Annotated in this window: 18 protein-coding genes and 1 tRNA gene; 16 read left to right on the top strand and 3 right to left on the bottom strand. The window is 70.0% G+C overall.

Features of this window, described 5'->3' with window-relative positions; translation table 11 throughout:
• The first annotated feature begins 383 nt into the window (after positions 1 to 383).
• The 3 genes from KCH_RS19810 (at position 384) to KCH_RS19800 (ending at position 3,937) form a co-directional block, all read left to right on the top strand.
• On the top strand, positions 384 to 722 hold the full coding sequence (locus tag KCH_RS19810; RefSeq protein ID WP_035864744.1) for a hypothetical protein: 339 nt from the start codon (positions 384 to 386) through the stop codon (positions 720 to 722).
• A gap of 307 nt (positions 723 to 1,029) precedes the next feature.
• Positions 1,030 to 1,740 (top strand): ABC transporter ATP-binding protein, encoded by a 711-nt coding sequence (locus KCH_RS19805; protein ID WP_035864742.1) that lies wholly within the window; start codon positions 1,030 to 1,032, stop codon positions 1,738 to 1,740.
• Entirely contained in the window at positions 1,733 to 3,937 is a 2,205-nt protein-coding gene (locus tag KCH_RS19800) for a hypothetical protein (RefSeq protein ID WP_035872893.1), read from the top strand. Before KCH_RS19805 ends, KCH_RS19800 begins: the two co-directional genes overlap by 8 nt.
• A gap of 126 nt (positions 3,938 to 4,063) precedes the next feature.
• Here KCH_RS19800 and KCH_RS41510 read toward each other — a convergent pair.
• The 3 genes from KCH_RS41510 to KCH_RS41505 form a co-directional block, all read right to left on the bottom strand.
• Positions 4,064 to 4,136, bottom strand: a tRNA-Lys gene (locus KCH_RS41510).
• Between the two features lie 191 nt (positions 4,137 to 4,327).
• Positions 4,328 to 5,965, bottom strand: coding sequence for a site-specific integrase (locus tag KCH_RS19795; protein WP_084223766.1), 1,638 nt, complete (start codon positions 5,963 to 5,965; stop codon positions 4,328 to 4,330).
• Positions 5,966 to 5,968: 3 nt separating this feature from the next.
• Positions 5,969 to 6,862, bottom strand: a complete 894-nt coding sequence (locus tag KCH_RS41505) for a helix-turn-helix domain-containing protein (protein WP_208865970.1) — start codon at positions 6,860 to 6,862, stop codon at positions 5,969 to 5,971.
• A 514-nt stretch (positions 6,863 to 7,376) separates the two neighbouring features.
• Between KCH_RS41505 and KCH_RS19780 the strand changes: the two genes are divergently transcribed.
• The 13 genes from KCH_RS19780 (at position 7,377) to KCH_RS19730 (ending at position 17,777) form a co-directional block, all read left to right on the top strand.
• Positions 7,377 to 8,033 carry a DUF6907 domain-containing protein gene (locus KCH_RS19780; protein WP_035864738.1) on the top strand — a complete coding sequence of 219 codons (657 nt, stop codon included), beginning with the start codon at positions 7,377 to 7,379 and terminating at the stop codon, positions 8,031 to 8,033.
• Complete coding sequence (locus KCH_RS46105; protein WP_279635888.1) at positions 8,030 to 8,152, top strand: hypothetical protein; 123 nt, start codon at positions 8,030 to 8,032, stop codon at positions 8,150 to 8,152. Before KCH_RS19780 ends, KCH_RS46105 begins: the two co-directional genes overlap by 4 nt.
• 94 nt (positions 8,153 to 8,246) lie before the next feature.
• Complete coding sequence (locus KCH_RS41500) at positions 8,247 to 8,396, top strand: hypothetical protein (RefSeq protein ID WP_157032118.1); 150 nt, start codon at positions 8,247 to 8,249, stop codon at positions 8,394 to 8,396.
• A gap of 92 nt (positions 8,397 to 8,488) precedes the next feature.
• Positions 8,489 to 11,110, top strand: a complete 2,622-nt coding sequence (locus tag KCH_RS37560) for a bifunctional DNA primase/polymerase (protein WP_051653243.1) — start codon at positions 8,489 to 8,491, stop codon at positions 11,108 to 11,110.
• Positions 11,111 to 11,471: 361 nt separating this feature from the next.
• Positions 11,472 to 13,085 (top strand): DEAD/DEAH box helicase, encoded by a 1,614-nt coding sequence (locus KCH_RS19765; RefSeq protein ID WP_035864736.1) that lies wholly within the window; start codon positions 11,472 to 11,474, stop codon positions 13,083 to 13,085.
• Positions 13,086 to 13,107: 22 nt separating this feature from the next.
• Complete coding sequence (locus tag KCH_RS19760) at positions 13,108 to 13,362, top strand: helix-turn-helix domain-containing protein (RefSeq protein WP_035864735.1); 255 nt, start codon at positions 13,108 to 13,110, stop codon at positions 13,360 to 13,362.
• A complete protein-coding gene (locus tag KCH_RS19755) occupies positions 13,359 to 13,979 on the top strand; it encodes a hypothetical protein (RefSeq protein ID WP_051653242.1) in 621 nt (206 codons plus the stop codon). Before KCH_RS19760 ends, KCH_RS19755 begins: the two co-directional genes overlap by 4 nt.
• Before the next feature lie 385 nt (positions 13,980 to 14,364).
• Positions 14,365 to 15,063: an RNA polymerase sigma factor gene (locus KCH_RS19750; protein WP_035864734.1), complete on the top strand. Its 699-nt coding sequence runs from the start codon at positions 14,365 to 14,367 to the stop codon at positions 15,061 to 15,063.
• A complete protein-coding gene (locus KCH_RS41495; RefSeq protein ID WP_157032115.1) occupies positions 15,063 to 15,227 on the top strand; it encodes a hypothetical protein in 165 nt (54 codons plus the stop codon). The genes KCH_RS19750 and KCH_RS41495 overlap by 1 nt, the downstream gene beginning before the upstream one ends.
• A gap of 126 nt (positions 15,228 to 15,353) precedes the next feature.
• Complete coding sequence (locus tag KCH_RS19745; protein WP_035864733.1) at positions 15,354 to 15,821, top strand: hypothetical protein; 468 nt, start codon at positions 15,354 to 15,356, stop codon at positions 15,819 to 15,821.
• 75 nt (positions 15,822 to 15,896) lie between these two features.
• Positions 15,897 to 16,946, top strand: a complete 1,050-nt coding sequence (locus KCH_RS19740) for a hypothetical protein (RefSeq protein WP_035864731.1) — start codon at positions 15,897 to 15,899, stop codon at positions 16,944 to 16,946.
• 10 nt (positions 16,947 to 16,956) lie between these two features.
• Positions 16,957 to 17,154, top strand: coding sequence for a hypothetical protein (locus tag KCH_RS19735; protein WP_035864729.1), 198 nt, complete (start codon positions 16,957 to 16,959; stop codon positions 17,152 to 17,154).
• Positions 17,155 to 17,327: 173 nt separating this feature from the next.
• Positions 17,328 to 17,777 (top strand): hypothetical protein, encoded by a 450-nt coding sequence (locus KCH_RS19730; protein ID WP_035864726.1) that lies wholly within the window; start codon positions 17,328 to 17,330, stop codon positions 17,775 to 17,777.
• Positions 17,778 to 17,781 lie beyond the last annotated feature (4 nt).

The following is a 17,781-nucleotide window of genomic DNA, read 5'->3' as shown; positions in this document are numbered from 1 at the left end:
CCGCCGCTCCGCCGACGGGGCCGTGTGCCCCGGATCCACTCGACCCGCCTCGGCCGCCTCGGACCGGTCGTCGGTGCCGGGCCCGTCAGCCGCCCGACGACCCGACATTCCCCCCAAGACGGTAAAGACAACACCCAAAGCAGGCAATAGGAGTCTCATGCGAAAGAAGGTCCTACAGCCCACATTGCAACACAATCCCCGATGCAGCCGGACAATAAGGCGGAGTTCTAGATTCGCACACACTCTCCACTTCTTCCGTGTTACTGTTTTCAACGGGGGCAGGGGATTCCGTTGAATCGATTTCCAGGTACCTCTTGACGGCGCCCCGAACAATGCACCCCAGTCATAGCAAGTCCCGTTCAAACTCACGGAACGAGGCACAGATGACCATCAAGAAGACCATCGGTCGCATCGCGGCCGGAGCCATCGCGACCCTGGCGATAGCCGGCGCGGCGGCCCCCGCCTTCGCACACTCCGCCAACCAGGGCGGAGCCAGCTCCTGGAACAGCGGACGGACCTTCTACGTCAAGGACACCGACGCCGACAGCCACTCCGTCTACGGCAACTGGGCCGTTTCGGGCGGCAGCGGAAACGACGGCCGCCTCGACAACTCCAGCGGCTACAACACCACGGTCTCCAAGGACGTCAACGGCGACATCATCTCCGTTCGCGCGTGCGTGAACATCCAGTGGGGCACCGACGACTGCAGCGGCTGGTACTGATGCAACCCGGGCGGCGCGGCAGGAATCCCCTGCCGCGCCGCCCGGCGTTTCGCCGCTCCGGCGCTTTTCCCGACACCGGACACATGCCATTCGATCCGCGGACCGACAGTCCATTTTCACCGACCGGCCGGAAATGGATTCAAAAATGCAATTCCTGCGGAATCGGAAACCATCCGGCCGAATATCGCCCCCCAGTGGCCGAAAATCTTCGCCCATCACGGCACGTTGACACCGGAGTTTCCAGTAAATTTGCCGAACATCCAGTCCATCACTCACGTGCAGCGAGTCCCCGAGCAGAGGTGGCGAATTGTCCGTCCCGCACGCAACACGTAATCCCGACCAGCGCGCGGCCATCGATGTGAGTGGCCTGCACTATTCCCTGGGCGATCGCCACCTCCTGCAGGACCTCGACCTGAGGGTCGACGCCGGAGAGTCCGTCGCCGTCGTCGGACCCAGCGGCTCCGGCAAGAGCACCCTGCTCTCGTGCCTTCTGGGGCTGCTGCGCCCCTCCTCCGGCACGGTCGTCGTCGACGGGGTGGACCTCCGGACGCTCCGTGGCCGCGCCATGGCCCGGCACCGGCAGCGCTCCATCGGCATGGTCTTCCAGTTCGGGGAACTGCTGCCGGAGCTGACTCCGCGGGACAACGTGGCGCTGGCGGCCCTGCTGGGCCGGCAGGAGCGTTCCACCGCCTACCAGCGCGCCTCGGCCCTCCTGGACGAGCTCGGTGTGCCGCAGGACGTCCGGACCGACCGGCTCTCCGGCGGCGAGCGCCAGCGCACCGCGGTCGCCCGCGCACTGATCAACACGCCTCGCCTGCTGCTGGCCGACGAGCCCACCGGCGCCCTCGACGAGGACACCCGTGATCACGTGGCCGACATCCTGTTCGCGCTGCCCGAACAGCACAGGTGCGGCCTCCTGGTGGTCACCCACGATCACGACATCGCCGCCCGCGCGGACCGTGTCCTCCGTCTGGTCGGCGGCTCCCTCCACCCCGCCGCGGCGGTGGTCCGTGACTGACCGACGCCTTGCGGTCCAACTCCTGCGGGTGGGGCACCGCGCCGGGCTGAACGCCGAATCGGGGCGCGTCCGATTCACCGCGCTGCTGCTCGCGGCCTTCGCCGCGATCGTCGCCTGCCTCACGCTGACCATCGGTCATGTGACCTACGACCAGCGCGAGACACGGAACGCCGCCCGCGCACCCCACTTCCGCCTCGCCCCGGGGGAGCAGGCCACAGCCCTGTGGCACGCCGGCTTCGACTCGGTCGGCGGCCGCCAGTTCATGGTCATCGAAATCTCGCCGCTGGTCGACGACGCCCCTCTGCCGCCCGGCGTGACGGCCTGGCCGGCCCCCGGACAGGCCGTCCTGTCTCCGGCGCTGCTCCGCGCGGGCCGGGACGAGGGGATCACCGATCGCTACGGCGCCGTGGCCGGCACCATCGAGCGCACCGGGCTGGAGACCGTGGGCGAGAAGCTGGTCTACGTGCGACCGGCCGTCCCGCTCGGCCCCGACGACGAGGGGGTGCTGCCGATCGCCGGCTACGGCGCCCCGGTCGGCATCGCCACCCCGACCGGCGACAAGCTCATGGCCAAGCCGGAGTGGCAGTTTCAGTCCCTGATCGTGGGTCTGCTCCTACTGCCCGCCCTCGTCCTGATGTTCACCGCGGTCCGCACCGGGTCCCGGGGGCGCGACCGTCGCACCGCGCTCACCTCCGTGCTGGGGGCCGAACCACGCGACCGGGCCCTGATCAACCTGGGTGAGGCCGCCGTCCCGGTCACTCTGGGTTCACTGGCCGGCCTCGGCGCGCTCGCAGCCCTGCTCAGTACGGACCTGACCCTCCCGGTCGTCGACTACGCCGTGTCCGCGGCCGACCTGCGCACCCATGTCGTCGCCCTGCTCCTCGCCTGGGGTGTCGGTGTCGTCCTCTCGCTCACCGGACTGGTGGCCCTGGATCGTGCGGAGACCGCCCGCCACCGTCGTCCCCGGCCGTTGGGGCAGCGTCGCTCGCCGCTCCGCACGGCCGTGGCCTGCCCGGTCATGATCCTCGTCGCAGTCCGCGGCCCCGACTTCTTCACCCTCGAAAGCGCCGGACACACCCTCGTCAACTACGTCGGCGTCCTCGGCACCCTGGCCACGCTGCCGGCGGCGATCGGCATGGTCACCGCTGCGGCCGGTACCGGCCTCGCCCGGATCGGCCGAGCCCTCCGCCGGCCGGCTCCCGTCATCTCCGGCCGGTGGATGGCCGCCCACCCCGGAGTCATCGCCCGGGTCGTCACCGGACTGGTCGCCGGCATCATCCTCATGATCCAGCTGCAGGTCTGGTTCTCCACCCTCAACGCGACGGTCTACAACGCGAAATCGATCAACCAGTCGGTCGGCAGCAGCGTGCTGGAAGTTCAGTTCTCCACCACCGACCGCGCGGCCATGGACCGCTTCGCCGGCGCCCTGCCCGCGCACACGCTTCTCGTCCGGGCCGTCGTCGGGACCCGCCCCGCGCACATGCAACTCAACGCCGACTGCCCCGCGTTGGAGGCCCTCAAGGTCCAGTGCGGCGACGGCGGCCCGACCGCCGTCGGCAGTGGCGCCGATCCTCGTCTCGCTGCCATCGCCGCGTGGATGGGTGCGGAGCCGCAGAGCACGAAGGCGAGCAGCGTCGGCCCACTGGCCGCCACGCCCGAGGACCAGATGTCCCAACTCCTCGTCCTCGCCCCGGACCCGGGACAGGGCCTGTCCGCCGCGGAGATCAAGGCCGTCGCCTACCGGACCCTCCCGGGCAGCATCAGCGTCGAACCCCTCGGCGGCGGCTGGCTGGTCGGCGCCAACCTCACTGCCGACCAGGGCCGTTGGATCGTCCTGCTGGGAATCGCGGGCGTCGCCGTGCTTGCGCTCTCCTTCGGCGTCAGCGGACTGACGGAATTCGTCCGGTGGAGCCGCACGATGGCGCCCATCGGCAGCCTGACCGGGAATCATCGCGTTCTCGTCGGCAGCGCCGCCTGGAGCGTCCTGCTCCCGGTCGTTGTCGCCAACGGCCTGGGCATTCTGATCGGCGTGTGGCTCGCCACTCCCGTCACGGCCCAGCACCACAGTTCCGTCTCCGGCACCCTCGTCACCGCATCCGGCGTCGCAGTCGGCGTCCTGGGCATCCTGCTGTGGTGCTGGGCCGTGACCACCGCCCTCCGCCAGACGGCCCGGTGGCTCCCGGGCTCCGCGGACTGATCCTGCAACGGCGCTCGTCGCGACGAGGCTTCAGTTCCGGTGCTGGAGCCTCGTCGCCACCGTGCCGGTCCGGGCCAGAAACGCGCAAGGCCAGGTCGGACGGTGTCCGACCTGGCCTTCGTGCGGTGGGCCGCCAGGGGTTCGAACCCTGAACCTACGGATTAAAAGTCCGCAAGCGCGCGTGTTGTCCCATATCGCTCTGTGTCAATTTGTGTGAATCTGTGCTGGCAGCAGCCGTATTGACATGCTGCCCGATCCGCCCAGTGTCGCCAAATGTCGGCGAGTTCCAGAGCGTTCGGGCCAGCAGCGGGCCAGCAGAAGAGCCCTGCCGACCTGGGGTTTCGACCTGGTCGTCAGGGCTCCGGTGAAGCTCTCCGTGCTACCTCCAGGCTACCCCTCTGGAGCCTCCGGGAACCGCTCGCCGCTGTCCTCGGCGTCCGGGCCCGAGGTCTCGGCAGGCGGCCGGCGCCGAGCCCGGGGCACCGCCGCCGCGGCGCGCTCGGCCACCTCCAGGTCGACCTCCTTGAGGAGCGAGGTGTAGGTGTCCGAGGCCAACTTGATCGTGCTGTGGCGGAGCACTTCCTTGATGACGTGGACGTCGCCGCCGCCGCCGTGGATCACCGTGGCGGCGACGTGGCGGATGTCCCGCAGGTTGATCGGCGGCAAGCCCGCTGCCTCCCGGATCTTCTCGAACTCGTCGCTGACCTGCTGGGGGTGTAGCCAGCCGCCGTCCGGCGCGACGAACTCCTTCCCACTGTCGATCCAGACCGGGGCCGTTGCAGGGTCGCCGCCGGCCTCCAGGTACTCGGCCCGGGCCTGCAGCACGGCGGCGCGCTCCGCCGCCTTCCGCGCCCGGTGCTCGCGCAGCACCTGCACGGTGACGCTGTCGAGGCCGATCGTCGCGGCGCTGCCGTCCGTCTTAGGCTCGGTCTCGATCGGGGTCCAGCCGTCCTGCACGATCTCCTTGGCCACCGTGAGCTCGGCGAGGTCCAGGTCGACGTCGCGCTCGTTCTGTCCGACGGCCTCGCCGCGCCGCAGGCCGCGGAATCCCATCAGGTGGTAGAGGGCGTACAGCCTGTGGTCTTCGGCGGCGTCGAGGAACTCGCCGAACTGCGGGAGGGTCCAGACCATCACCGCCGAGGGCGTCTCGCCCGTCTTGCGCCAGTGCTCGACGTGCTGGGCGGTCCACAGCACAGCCTTCGGCCTCTTTCCAGAGGCCATCTCCAGGTGCTTGGCCGGGTTGTGGGTGATGAGCCGGCGGACGATCGCCGCGTTCAGCGCGGCTCGGAGGGTGGAGCGGATTCGCTGCCGGGTGGCCGGGCCGGTGATCCGGCGGAACGGCTTCATCTCGGCGAGCCTGGCGCGCTCGGCCGCGAGCTGCGCGGCCTCCTCTGCCGTCGGCGCTCCCGGCCGGCTGGCCCGGGTCCGGAGAACCTGTTCGCGGCGGGCTTGGTTCTCCGCTGCGATGACCTCGTTCTGGTCGGTGATGGCGTCGAACATCGCCTGCACGTGGCCGGAGTTGAGGCGGTCGAGGCGCAGGTGTCCGAGGTGCGGCTTTAGGTGGACGCGGATGTGGGTCTCGTAGCCGTTGTTGGTGGTCGTGCGAGTCTTCTTGCTGGCAAACCAGGTGTCGAGCCAGTCGGCCACGGTCATCGCGCCGTCGAGGGGGACACCGACGCCCAGGCGGAGCTTAACCTCTTCGGGCTTCGGGATCGGCGCGCGGCGCTTCGCCACGTCCGCCAGGAGATCGCCGACGCGGCGCTGTGCGTCGGCATCGTCCTCGTCAGCCAGGGCGAGGACGGCTCGGACGGCATCGAGCGTTGTCTGTGCGTCTTTCACACTCTCGAATCCTGTGCGCCGGAATGTACGCCGCTTCCCCTCGGAAGATGCCGGAAGCTCCTGCCTGACAGCTGGCGAGCCGTGGTTCTTCCGAGGCAGCTGCGGACATGCCGAGCCGAGGAGCTTTCCACTCTCCCCCCGGCACTCGCAGCGCTTGTACACGCCACCACCGCGACGCACCCCAGCCATGAATCACTCCTCCCGATCGACAATATTGACAGGTTCGACAAATTTGCCGCGAATGAATTCCTCATCTTGCAACATGGAGTCGAGATCCGAAAATGCCGCCAGGACAGCATCCGGCAAATTGGGAAGATCGACACCGAGCAATTCGATGCGCCTCCTGATGGAGTTCAGCGCGAAGCGCTGGTCCCTCATGGCTAGAAGATTTGACTCCAAAATCCATCGCGGATAGTCAACATCCCTCCTAGTCTCTTCGATATATTTGATCGACTGTCGAATTTCAGAAATCTTCTTGGTCGCTTCCCGAAATTCCTCAATCATCGAGATTACAGCAGGAGCATCATCGCTGTAGCCCTTGAGTTCAGCTTGGCTCAAGCCGATCACGAGGGATGAACTTCGGTTCTCAAGGTTCTCCAGCTGCCCCCTAAGGTCACGCTCTCGACTCTCGGTAGCCCGAGAATCATTGGCCTCGGCAAGGAGTCTTGCCAGCTGCCGACGAGCCTCCTCGACCCTACGCGCCAACACCTGGATATGGTCGACTTTAGCTTCATGTTCGCGATAAAGGAACATCTGGTGGTCTTTATATTCTTCGGCATCGACGCCGAGAGGGGCAGCCGATCCCGTTAGATATCTGATCGCACTCATAGGTTCGACATTTACGCCAGGGAGCATTTCAATCGCACCAGAATGACCGACAGGGAAGATTAGAGAAACCGGAGGAACTTCAAGGGCCCTGGCGAGAATAATCAATTCTGGCACCGAAATTGTCAGTCGCCTCTTGCTTTCAAAATTTGCAATCACCGAACGGGGAATTGCCAGGCCCAAATCTTCACACTTCTCGGAAAGCTGCTGTGCACTCACTCCCCTGCGCTTCCTCAGTCGCTTAACCTCATCGGCGATCATGCCTGCCAGTCGGGACGCCCAGTCGGACGGTTCAGCACCAGTTGTCATGGGAGCAACGTTCCCACGCATCCTGTGCTTGTACAAGACAGCACGGCTTGACAGCGAAGGTGGCCGAGATCAGACTCAGGGGACGCTCCAGCAGCACTGCATCCAGGGAGATTGACATCCAGTGACACAGAAGACCCTCAGTGTCCGCGACCTGCGCAGATGGCCGCCGACCGTTGATGTCGAGAGCGGCGGCCGTGCCTTCGGACTCGGTCGCAGCACCTCATACGCCCTCGCCCGCGCCGGGCAGTTTCCCTGCCGCGTGATCCGGGCAGGGCGGACCTACCGCGTCATCACCGCCGACCTGCTCCGAGTCCTCGAAATCAGTTCGGACAGCAGCGACGGCGCCGGGGCTGCCACCCCGACGCCGTCCGAGACACCCCGCTCCACCAGCGCGAACTAGCAAGAGAAGGCACATCTCATGAGCGATGCTCCCACAGCACCCAGTACGTCGCATCGAGGGACGGCCGTGTACACGCCGACTCCCGAATCGGACGCGGCAGTTCCGGCCACCAAGCTGATCCCGACGATCCGGCAGGGCCAGCCTCCGATCGCACCGCGCCGGCGGCCCGACGGCGGCTACACCGTCGAATACGACAAGCGCCGATTCGGCCCGGACGAGATCAACGAGATCATGCACGCACTCGGCATCCCGCCGGCGCGACCGATCTCGGCCGTCTACTCCGACGCGACCGCGGCCGCCCAGGTGCTCGCCGACGCGGAGATCGCCGCACACCCCGGCTGCGCGGTGGTCGAGGCCCCGGTCTGGGGCGACGGCATCCTCACGATCCGCGAGCCCCGCTGGTGCACCCGGCCCCACGTCGCCCAGGACGGTGTCGGCGAGCACCCCCAGGACGTCTACCACTCCACCGAGGAGCGCTTCGCCACCGTCAGCAGGGCGAACGGGGATCGGGAGGACCTGATCTCCGCGTGGCTGTCGGAGTCGCCGTTCCTGAAGGACCCGGCCGACCGATCGCCGTGTGCGTCCGTCTGCTTCGCCAGCGGCGACTGCGAGGAGTACGACGAGGCTGGCCTCGACCGCCTCGCCCACGAGCTGCGTGCCGCCGCCGCCATGATCGACGGCATCCGCGCCCAGTTGCACGAGATGCTGGCGGGTCCGCGATGACCATCACCGCGTCGTCCCTCAGCAACGTGCTGGCCGAGCTCGCGCTGCTGCAGCACCAGGTGACCGAGGCCCGGACCGGGCTCGCCGCCCTCAAGGGCGAGCCCGGCGCGACCTCGTGACCTCGCACATCCCCGGGCAGTGGCCAGAGGCCCTGCGCACCTCCCCTACACGGGAGTTGATCCGGCAGGCCCAGCTCCGCGCCGCCGAGGAGGCGTGGACAGCGGCGGTCCTCGCCGGGCCGCCGCGCACCTGGCAGTGCTCTCCACCCCGGCCGAGGTGCGCGCGGCCGCCGGCCGTATCGCCGCGCAGGTCACGGCGCTCGCCGAGACCATCCTTCAGCAGGCCGACGCCCTGCAGCAGTAGCGCCGTCCCGCGCCGGGGCGAGGGCAACCAGCCCGCGCCCTCCCCGGCTGCCGCGCTCACCTTCACCAGCTCCAACGAAGAGAGCTTCCCCCGTGCCCACCACCACCTTGCGCGATGCCGCGCGTGAACTCCACGACGCCCGCCTGTGCGTCATCCCCATCCGGGCGAACGGCGAGAAGGCCCCCGCCCTCAAGTGGACCCCGTACAAGGTCAACCGCTCCACCCCCGAGGAACACGACGCCTGGTTCCGCGCCGGACGTGACGCCGGGATCGCCGTCGTCTACGGCGAGGTCTCCGGCGCGGTCGAGATGATCGAGTTCGAGGGTCTCGCCGTCCGCGAAGGCGTCCTCGACGAGGTCACCGAGATCATGCAAGCCTCCGGCCTCGGCGACGTCTGGGCAGCGATCCAGACCGGATGGGCCACCGAGACACCGTCCGGCGGAGTCCACTACCGCGTCCGCCTCGACGGTGCTCCGGTCCCGCCGAACACCAAGCTCGCCGTCCGCCTGGCGCGCGAGGACGAATACACCCCGGAGGAGCGCCAGCGCGTCGCCGAGAAGCCGGCCTGCCGGATCGTGCGCGTGCTCATCGAGACGCGGGGCGAGGGGGGGTACGGACTCGTGGAGCCGTCCGGCGGCACCGTACACCCCTCCGGTCGGCCGTATGTGCGGATCGCCGGGGGACCGGACAGCATCCCCACCATCGCCGCCGAGTACATGGAGGCTGTCCGCGAGGTCTGCCGGATGGTCGACGCTGTGCCGCGGCCCGAGACGGCAGCCTCCGCACCGAAGAACAGCAAGCCACTCCCCGGCGGAGGGCTGCGCCCTGGCGAGGACTTCGAGCACCGCGCGTCCTGGGAGGAGATCCTCTCCGGCATCTTCCGGCCGATCCGGACCGCCGGCAGCACCACCTACTGGGGGTGGGCCGACGGGACCCGCGGGGCGAAGGCGACGACCGGCCGCGACCCGGCCGCCGACCGCCTGTACGTCTTCACGACCAGCAGCGACTTCATCCCCGAGGTGCCCTACACGAAGTTCGGCGCCTGGGCGCTGCTCAACCACGGCGGCGACTACCAGGCCGCCGCCCGGGCCCTGCGCGCCCAGGGGTACGGCGATCCCACACCCCACCGCGGCCTCGCCCCGGTCTCCCACCTGCCCGTCCAGCGCGCGTCCCCGCCGACCGACGGCGCGCTCGCCATCCAGTACGACCCGGCGCAGGAGCCCGACCTCCCCGAGGACCCGGGACCCGCAGCGCTGCCCGAGGTCGACATCACCAACGAAGCGGACGGCCTCGACGGGCTGCTCGCGGTGATGGCCGCCAACCAGCTTCCCGACCTCTACAAGCGGTCCGGCGGTCCGTGCTGGGTGACCACCGACGACCAGGGCGACCCGCAACTAGTGCAGCTCGGTGCCGACAACCTCCGGGCGTACCTCGCCGACCACGTCCAGACCTACACCGTCACCGACGACAAAGAGACTGGCGGCACCAAGGCGGTCCGGGCGCTCGTCAACCCGCGGACCTGCTCCACCATCCTCGGTCGGCGCGACTGGCCGCTGCGGAAGATCACGGGGGTGGTCACCTCCCCGGTGCTCCGCCGCGACGGTTCGCTGATCACCGCACCGGGCTACGACCCGGCCACCGGCCTGTTTCTCCACCCGCGGGTGAAGGTTCGCCGCCTGGCCTCCGAACTCACACCGGAGAGCCTGGCCCGGGCCAAGGACATCGTCCTCGGCCAGATGCTCGCCGACTTCCCGTGGCAGACCCCAGCCGACCGCGCGAACTTCCTCGGCGCACTGCTCACCCCGATCATCCGTCCCTACTTCGACGGCACCACGCCGATGTTCGTCATCACGGCGACCGCAGCCGGCAGCGGCAAGAGCCTGCTGAAAGACATCTTCCAGTACTGCTACGGCACCGCGTCGACCCCCTGGCCGGAGAACGACGCCGAGCTGCGCAAGGCGATCACGGCCCAGCTCTACACCACCGGCCAGCCCGTCGTCGCCCTCGACAACCTCCCCAACGGGCACGTCATCAAGTCGCCGATCCTGTCCGCCCTGCTGACCGAGGAGATCTGGCGGGACCGGGTACTCGGCGTCACCGCGACGGTCAGCATGCCGAACGACCGCCTGTGGGTCGCCACCGGCAACAGCCTCCGGGCCGGCGGAGACAACGGGCGCCGCATCTGGTGGGTCCGGCTCGATCCGAACTGCCCCGACCCGGACCAGCGCGACGGCTACAAGGTCGGCGACCTCAGGCCATGGCTCCGGGCGAACGCGTCCACGGTGGTGGCCGCGCTGGTTACGTTGGTGCGCTCCTGGGCCGCCGCCGGCGCGCCGACCGTCCGGGTCCGCAAGGGCGACTACTCGGAATGGGCCAGCCTCATCGCCGGCATCCTCGACCACCTCGGAGTGCTCGGCTGGATGGCCGACCAGGACGACGCCAGGGCGCTCGACGACGAGTCCGAGGACTGGAGGATGTTCCTGGAAGCGTGGCGCGACGCGTTCGGCGACCGCGCGATCGCAACCGGGGAAGCGCTCGGCGCGCTCAAGGAGTACGTCCCGACGACCAGGGACGACCCGCCGACCGCGAAGCAGCTCGGCCACTGGCTGAAGAGCCGTCAGGGCCGCTACTACGGCACCCACAAGCTGACGATGGTGCCCGACACCCACCGCAAGCAGAACCTCTGGCGCGTCGACGTGCACGGTGCCCGATGAGGGCCCGGCAGCTGTACCTGCGGGGATCTGCGGGGATCACATCCCCGCAGACGGCGGGATTCCCGCAGCGCTCGATTACTGCTCCCACCAGCACTGATGCGGGGATGCGGGGATCTGCGGGGAACTCCGGGGCCCGCTTCTACAGGCACCCGCGTACTACATCCCCTCTTCTCCCGGCACGTAGCCAGGGTGATTCAGATCCACCTCTGCTCTTCACGCCACGGCCTGAAGAACATTCCGCAGATACCCGCAAAGCCCGCAAAGCAGCAGCTCAGAAGCACTCCGGCCACCGCCGTAGATTCCCGCAGAGATACCCGCAGCCCACCCTCACATCCCCGCACCGAGCCAGGAAGGCGACCCCGTGACCGGCACCCTGACCCTCCGCCCGTACCAGAGCGAGGCCATCGACCGCCTGATCAGCGGCTGGCGCAACAGCACGGACAACCGCCTCGCCGTCGTGCTGCCCACCGGCGCTGGCAAGACCGTGGTGCTCTCCCACCTCATCGCCCGCTTCGGCCGCCGCGCTCTCGTCATCGCCCACCGCGAGGAGCTGATCCAGCAGGCCGCCGCGAAGATCCGGGCCGTCGCCCCACACCTCAAGGTCGGCATCGTCAAGGCCGGCCAGAACGAGCACCGCGGCGTGGACGTCGTGGTCGCCAGCATCCAGACCCTGGCCAGCCTCCGGCGCCGCGCCCCGATCACCGGCATCGGCCTGATCGTCGTGGACGAGTGCCACCACGCCGCCGCCGACACCTACCTCACCGTGCTCGACCACTTCGGTGCCTGGGATGGAGTGCCGGTGGCCGGCTTCACCGCCACGATGACCCGCACCGAGGGCGGCCTCGGCGACGTCTGGCAGGCGGTCGCGTTCCAGCTCGACGTCCTGGACCTCATGAGGACCGGCCACCTGGTCGACGTCCGCGGCAAGCGCGTCATCGTCGACGGCCTCGACCTCGACGCGGTGAAGACCCGCGGGGGCGACCTCCAGGACGGCCAGCTCGGCCAGGCGATGGAGGACGCCGGCGCGGCCCTGGTCGTCGCGGACGCCTACGCCGAGCACGCCGCCGACCGATCCGGCGTCGTCTTCACCCCCACCGTGGCCACCGCCCGCAGCATGGCCGACGTCCTCACTGGCCGCGGCATCCCGGCCGCTGCGGTGTGGGGCGACATGGCCGCCGAGGACCGGCAGACCGTTCTGCAGCAGTACAAGGACGGCACCCTCCAGGTGCTGACGAACTGCATGGTCCTGACCGAGGGCTGGGACGCGCCCTGGGCGTCGTGCGCGGTCATCGCCCGACCCACCAAGTCGGCCGGGCTGTACGTGCAGATGGTCGGCCGCGTACTGCGCCCCGCCCCGGGCAAGGGCGACGCCCTGGTCCTCGACGTCGTCGGCTCCAGCACTCGCCACAAGCTGGCCTCGATCGTCGACCTGACCGGCCACGCCGTCACCGAGATGCGCCCTGACCAGAGCCTCATCGAGGCCGTCGACGCTGAGACCGAGGCGCCCGCCGCGGCCGGCCGGGCCCTGGCCGTTCGCTGGGAGGACATCGACCTGTTCCACACCTCCCGGATCCGGTGGCTGCGCACCGTCGGCGGCGCCTGGTTCATCCCGGCCGGCACCGCCTACTACTTCCTGATCCCCGGCGCGGTGCCGGGGCGCTTCCGCATCCGCCGTTGGGCGACGGGCACCGGCCCAACGCCTCCGGCCCGGGACATCGAAGTACCGCAGCACGAAGCGATGCGGTGGGCAGAGATCGGCGCGACGCGCATCGACGGCCGCGCCCTGACCATGAAGGGCTCTGCCTGGCGCAGTCGACCGGCGTCCGCCCGCCAGCTGGGCATGGCGCGCCATCGTGGACTCCGTGTCGCTCCCGGCTCTACGGCCGGCGAGGTGTCCGATGCGCTCGATGTCGCCGAGGCTTCGGCCTTGCTGGACCCCTGGATGGCTAGCTCCCCCGTATCGACCGCTGCCTGACCACCTGCACCTGGAGAGCCTCATGACGATCCCGCTGTACGGTCAGCCGCTGGAGCCGCGCGAGGTCGAGATCCTCGCCCGCCTCGCCCGCGGCCACCGGTACGCCGACATCGCCCTCGACGTCTACGGCGGTCTCAACTCCGTCAAGACCTCGCTTCACCGCACCTTCCTCAAACTCGGTGCAGTGTCCGGCCCGCACGCTGTTGCGCTCGCCATCGCGACCGGCGCTCTGCCGGCCGACGTCGCCCAGCACCACGACCACGAGGAGGAGGCATGACGATCTGCCTGGCCTGCGAGCAGCAGACCACCGGCAAGTACCTGTGCGCGCGCTGCACCACCCGGCTGGACGGGCAGTTGAGCCTGATGCCGGCGCTGTACGACGCGTTGGAGGCTCACCTCCGGCCGTCGTCGCAGGTGTCCACTGCCGTCGGGTCGGGCTGCCCCCGCCCGGATGCGCCGCTGCCGGTGGCCGAGCCGGCGCTCGACATGCGCGGCCCGGGGGGCATGGTGACCGTGTTGGAGACGTGGCGCCAGGCTGTGCACGAGGACGCCGGGCAGCACTGGCCGTCCCCGTTCGGGGACTACCGGGGCCGGGTTCGCCGGGCGTCCGCCGGGCTGCGCGGCCTGCTTCCGTACATCACCAGGGAGTGGCAGCAGGCCGGCACCTTCGCCGAGGAGATCCGCGACTTGCACGCCTCGGCCCGCTCGATCATCGCCCCGCAGGAGCGGCCACTGCGGGCGGGCACCTGCACCTGGACGGACGAGGCTGGGGAAGTGTGCGGCGCGGTGCTGCTCGCGACGCCCGGTCGGCCGGTGGTCTGCCGGTGGTGCCGGGCGTCCTACCCGGCTTCGTCCTGGCTCGACCTGGCGGCCGAGGTGGCCAAGGCGGCTTGACCAGAACCCTAGCGTTCTAGTAATCTGACGTCGTGCCAGAAACCACATGGCGCGATCGGGTTGAAGCCGAAGATCGGCTACAGCGCGATCTGCTGGCAGAGATGTCGGCGAGCGCCGCGAGGAGGGCCCAGGCCCTGGTTGACGGCGTCGCACAGCTCGGCAGCAAGAGTGCTGTAGCCCGCGAACTCGGAATCACACCGACCGCGGTACGCAAGGCAATCCGGGAGAACCGGGCGACTGCAACGCCCGAACCCAACCCGGCCCCGACAACTGAATAGGCCCACACGCGCAAGAGGGCCCCCGGTGAGGCGACTGCAACGCCGACCGGGGACCACTTGCCCACTCAGGAGATCGGACCTCCGTCATGAGCCACCAGAACCTTAGCGTGCCCACCGGGCCCGCTCCCGCCCGCGCCCAGTTCGAGGCGATCTACCGTGACCACTCCCGGCAGATCACCCTGTACATCGCCGCGCACCTGCACCGCACCGACCGCCACCTCGCCGAGGACCTCACCAGCGAGACCTTCCTGCGCCTCTGGCGCTCCCTGGTCGGCGGCCTGGTCGTCGAGCGCCCCCGGGGCATCCTCAACGCCATCGCCAGCCACGTGATCACCGATCACTTCCGGCTCGCCAGCAGCCACGAGCAGCCCACCGACTTCGCGTTCGGCAACCACACAGAGATCCCCAGCGCCGCCACCGACACCCCCCACCTCGCCAGCCTGCTGGCCGACCTGGAGGTCGCGAAGGAGCGCCTCGCGCAGGCCGCCGACGACTACCGGACGATGGACCGCCGCCACCGAATCGCCCTGCTGGCCGTCCGCAATTCCACCCGCCCGGACTCCGTCCGCCGCACCCAGCTCCGCGCAGGCCGACTCGGCATCCTGCGCGATGCCGCCCTGAACGACTTCCGGGTGGCCGGAGAGCAGGTCGCGCTGGCCCGCGCCGCGTGGAACGACGGGGCGGTGTCGCTCCACAGCGACCCCGACCCGCTGCCGCAGCGCAACCCGGGCGAGACGTTCCGCAAGCCGCCCGCCACCGTCGGCCGGCCGAAGCCCGTCCCCCCGCCGGCACAGCAGGCCGCCTGATGGACACCATCACCGTCATGCACAAGGACGTCCCCGGCGCCGCCGCCTGCATCGCCGCGATCGCCGACGAGGCCCTCAGCCGCGGCTACACCAGCGTCGAGACCGCGTACGAGCCGCCCACCGGCCTTTACGTCGTCAAGGGCGAGCCCACCCCCGGTCAGTAGGCCCCACCTCCCCAGCGGAAGTGCCAGCGCACCGCACCGCGCCGCGGTCACCGCTGCATCAACCGCCCGGGCCGAAGTGACCAAGCCCTCGGCCCGGGCCACCACACCACCTTCAAGGGGACACCCATGTCCGACCGCGCCCAACTGATCAACGGCATCCGCCAGTTCGCCGACTGGCTGGAGGCCAACCCCGACGTGGCCGCCCCGTCGAACCCCCGCTTCCTTCTGCCGCTCAGCACCAACTCGGCGGTCGCCGTCTTCGCTGCCGAGCACAGTCTCACCACCACCTCCGACGCGGAGGGCAACCTGTCCGCCGTCCTCACCTTCGGGCCCCTGAGCTACGAGGCCTACGGCTACGTCGACTTCGAGGAGCACCGCGCCGCCCTCGAAGAGAAGAACGCCCGCGACTGGGCGGCCAAGAACGGGCTGCGGATCACCACCGGCACCTGCGCCCGCTGCAAGCGGCCGTTCGACGCCTCCGACACCCGCTGGGACGGCCACGACCGCTACAAGCAGACCGACTACTGCCGGAACTGCGTCGACCGCTGCCACGACAGCGAGATCGCCGACCACCGCTGCGTCATCTGCGCCTGACCCGCCCACCGCCCAGCCCGGGCCGAGGCGGCACCCTTCCTCGACCCGGGCTTCACTCCCCGGAGCCCACGACCCATGAGCCTGCTCACGCGCAACGTCACGCGCACCCGCCTCACCCCCTTTGCCCCCTTCCCCGGCGCGCCGGTCGAACTGGTGGAGGAGGAGTACACCGTCGCGGTCCCCCGCGACTGGGATCGCGCCGTCCTCGGCGGCGTCGCCGCCGGCACCGGCGTCCTCCTCGCGCTCGCCGTCACCTGGTCCACCGACAGCATCGGTTCGCTGCTCGCCCTCAGCGGCGTCCTGCCGCCCGTCGCGTACGGCGTCGCCGCCACCTTCGACGCCGCCTGGATCATCTGCATGGCCCTGGAGTGGCTCGCCCGCCACGACCCCCGACGGGCCACGGCCCCCCGGATCGGCGGGTTCCTCGCTCTCGGCATCTCCATGGCGGCCATCGCCGCGAACGGCTTCCGGGCCGGCGGCAAGACCGGCCTCGCCGTCGGCGTGATCGGGGCCCTGGTGTCCCTGATCGCCAAGGGCGTGTGGACGCTCGCCATCAGGGCGACCGCCCGTGAACTCTCCCCGGTCGCGCAGCAGTACGTCGCCCGCCGCCAGGCCGCGGCCGGCGCCGAACTCGCCCTCGCGGTCGTCGAGCGGCAGCTGGAGCGCTCGCGCGGCCACCTCGCCGCGTACCGGGAGGCCTACGGCACCACGGCCCCGGAGACCGTGACCGTCGACCGCCCCCTGCCCGACCCGGACAAGCCGTCCGGACAGCCGGGCCGGGCGTCCGCCACTGTCCGGTCCGCTGTCCGCGCCGCCCTCGCAACGACCCCTGACGCCGACGCCGAGGAGCTCGTCGAGGCGCTGGCCCGGATCGGCATCGACACCGACGCGGACACTGTCCGATCCCTGTCCGGACAGCAGCCGGACAGCCCGGACAGCAGGTCAGCGCAGGTGCTCGCCCTCGCCCCGCATGCCCCGAACGACACCATCACCGACACCGTCCGATCCGCTGTCCGGACAGTCGGAAACGACCTCGACGCCGTCCTCGCAGCCGTCCGCCGCGTCCACGGCACCAGCATCAAGCGCGAGACCGTCCGCCGTCTCCTCTCCCGCTCCGCCGGTTGAAGGGGATCTGATGAGCGACACGACGAGCTGGTGGGAGCGCAACGCCCACCGCCAGGGCGCCGGCGACGCCGACGGCTTCTACGCCAACGCCCACCGCCAGGCCACCGCGGCCGCCGAGCCGACCAGCGACGCCCGCACCGGCGCGGTCCACGACCGTGACTCCGGCCCCGCCGTCGGCTACCCGTTCGGCCGCCCCACCTCCTCCTGAACACCCAGGTGCGCACCCCTGCACACCTGGGGTGCGCACCTCCCCTGACCTGGAGACACGCACATGGACCTGCTCAGCCTGCTGCTGTGGCTGGGGGACGCCGCGCTCTTCTTCGGCCTCTCCGCCGCGTTCGTCGTCGGCACCCGCCGCAGCCGGAGCCGGAGGAACGCCCGGTGAACACCCCGCCCGCGCCGCCGAGTTACCCGCCGAACACCGCCACCACCGGCACCTGGCCCTACCTCCCGCACACCCAGGCCCCGGCCCCGGTCCCGGTTCAGCCGGCCTACCACCACCAGCTGCCGCAGCCCGTGATCCCGGTCCTGCCCCCGGACCACCACCACACCGTCGACTGGGCCAAGGTCCGGCGCACCGTCAAGGCGGTCGTCCGCCCGTCCACCGTGACTGGCGCGGCCCTGTCGCCCTTCTACGCGCACTGGGCGCTGCCGCTCGCTGTTCAGCACGGCCCCTACGCCCTCGGCGGACTCGCCTTCATCCTCACCATCTACGCCGCTGTCGGCGGCCAGATCGGCCGCTGGATCGTCGTCGTCGTCCTGGTCGCCGCCGGCCTCGGAACGCTCCTGCTCGCCCCCGCCACCCTCGCCCACCACCTGATGGGGATCTGACCAG

Source organism: Kitasatospora cheerisanensis KCTC 2395, from assembly GCF_000696185.1.
In the GTDB taxonomy this organism is placed as follows: Bacteria; Actinomycetota; Actinomycetes; order Streptomycetales; family Streptomycetaceae; genus Kitasatospora; species Kitasatospora cheerisanensis.
The sequence above is the reverse complement of the archived record's forward strand: the minus strand, read 5'-3'. Positions and strand labels throughout refer to the sequence as shown.

Bases quoted from the DNA above. Each gene is read 5' to 3' on its own strand.
- KCH_RS41505 (WP_208865970.1), bottom strand. From the start codon at position 6,862: ATGATCGCCGATGAGGTTAAGCGACTGAGGAAGCGCAGGGGAGTGAGT.
- KCH_RS19760 (WP_035864735.1), top strand. From the start codon at position 13,108: ATGACGATCCCGCTGTACGGTCAGCCGCTGGAGCCGCGCGAGGTCGAG.
- KCH_RS46105 (WP_279635888.1), top strand. From the start codon at position 8,030: ATGACCATCACCGCGTCGTCCCTCAGCAACGTGCTGGCCGAGCTCGCG.
- KCH_RS19740 (WP_035864731.1), top strand. From the start codon at position 15,897: ATGAGCCTGCTCACGCGCAACGTCACGCGCACCCGCCTCACCCCCTTT.
- KCH_RS41495 (WP_157032115.1), top strand. From the start codon at position 15,063: ATGGACACCATCACCGTCATGCACAAGGACGTCCCCGGCGCCGCCGCC.
- KCH_RS19735 (WP_035864729.1), top strand. From the start codon at position 16,957: ATGAGCGACACGACGAGCTGGTGGGAGCGCAACGCCCACCGCCAGGGC.
- KCH_RS19745 (WP_035864733.1), top strand. From the start codon at position 15,354: ATGTCCGACCGCGCCCAACTGATCAACGGCATCCGCCAGTTCGCCGAC.
- KCH_RS19755 (WP_051653242.1), top strand. From the start codon at position 13,359: ATGACGATCTGCCTGGCCTGCGAGCAGCAGACCACCGGCAAGTACCTG.
- KCH_RS19810 (WP_035864744.1), top strand. From the start codon at position 384: ATGACCATCAAGAAGACCATCGGTCGCATCGCGGCCGGAGCCATCGCG.
- KCH_RS19795 (WP_084223766.1), bottom strand. From the start codon at position 5,965: ATGGCTGGGGTGCGTCGCGGTGGTGGCGTGTACAAGCGCTGCGAGTGC.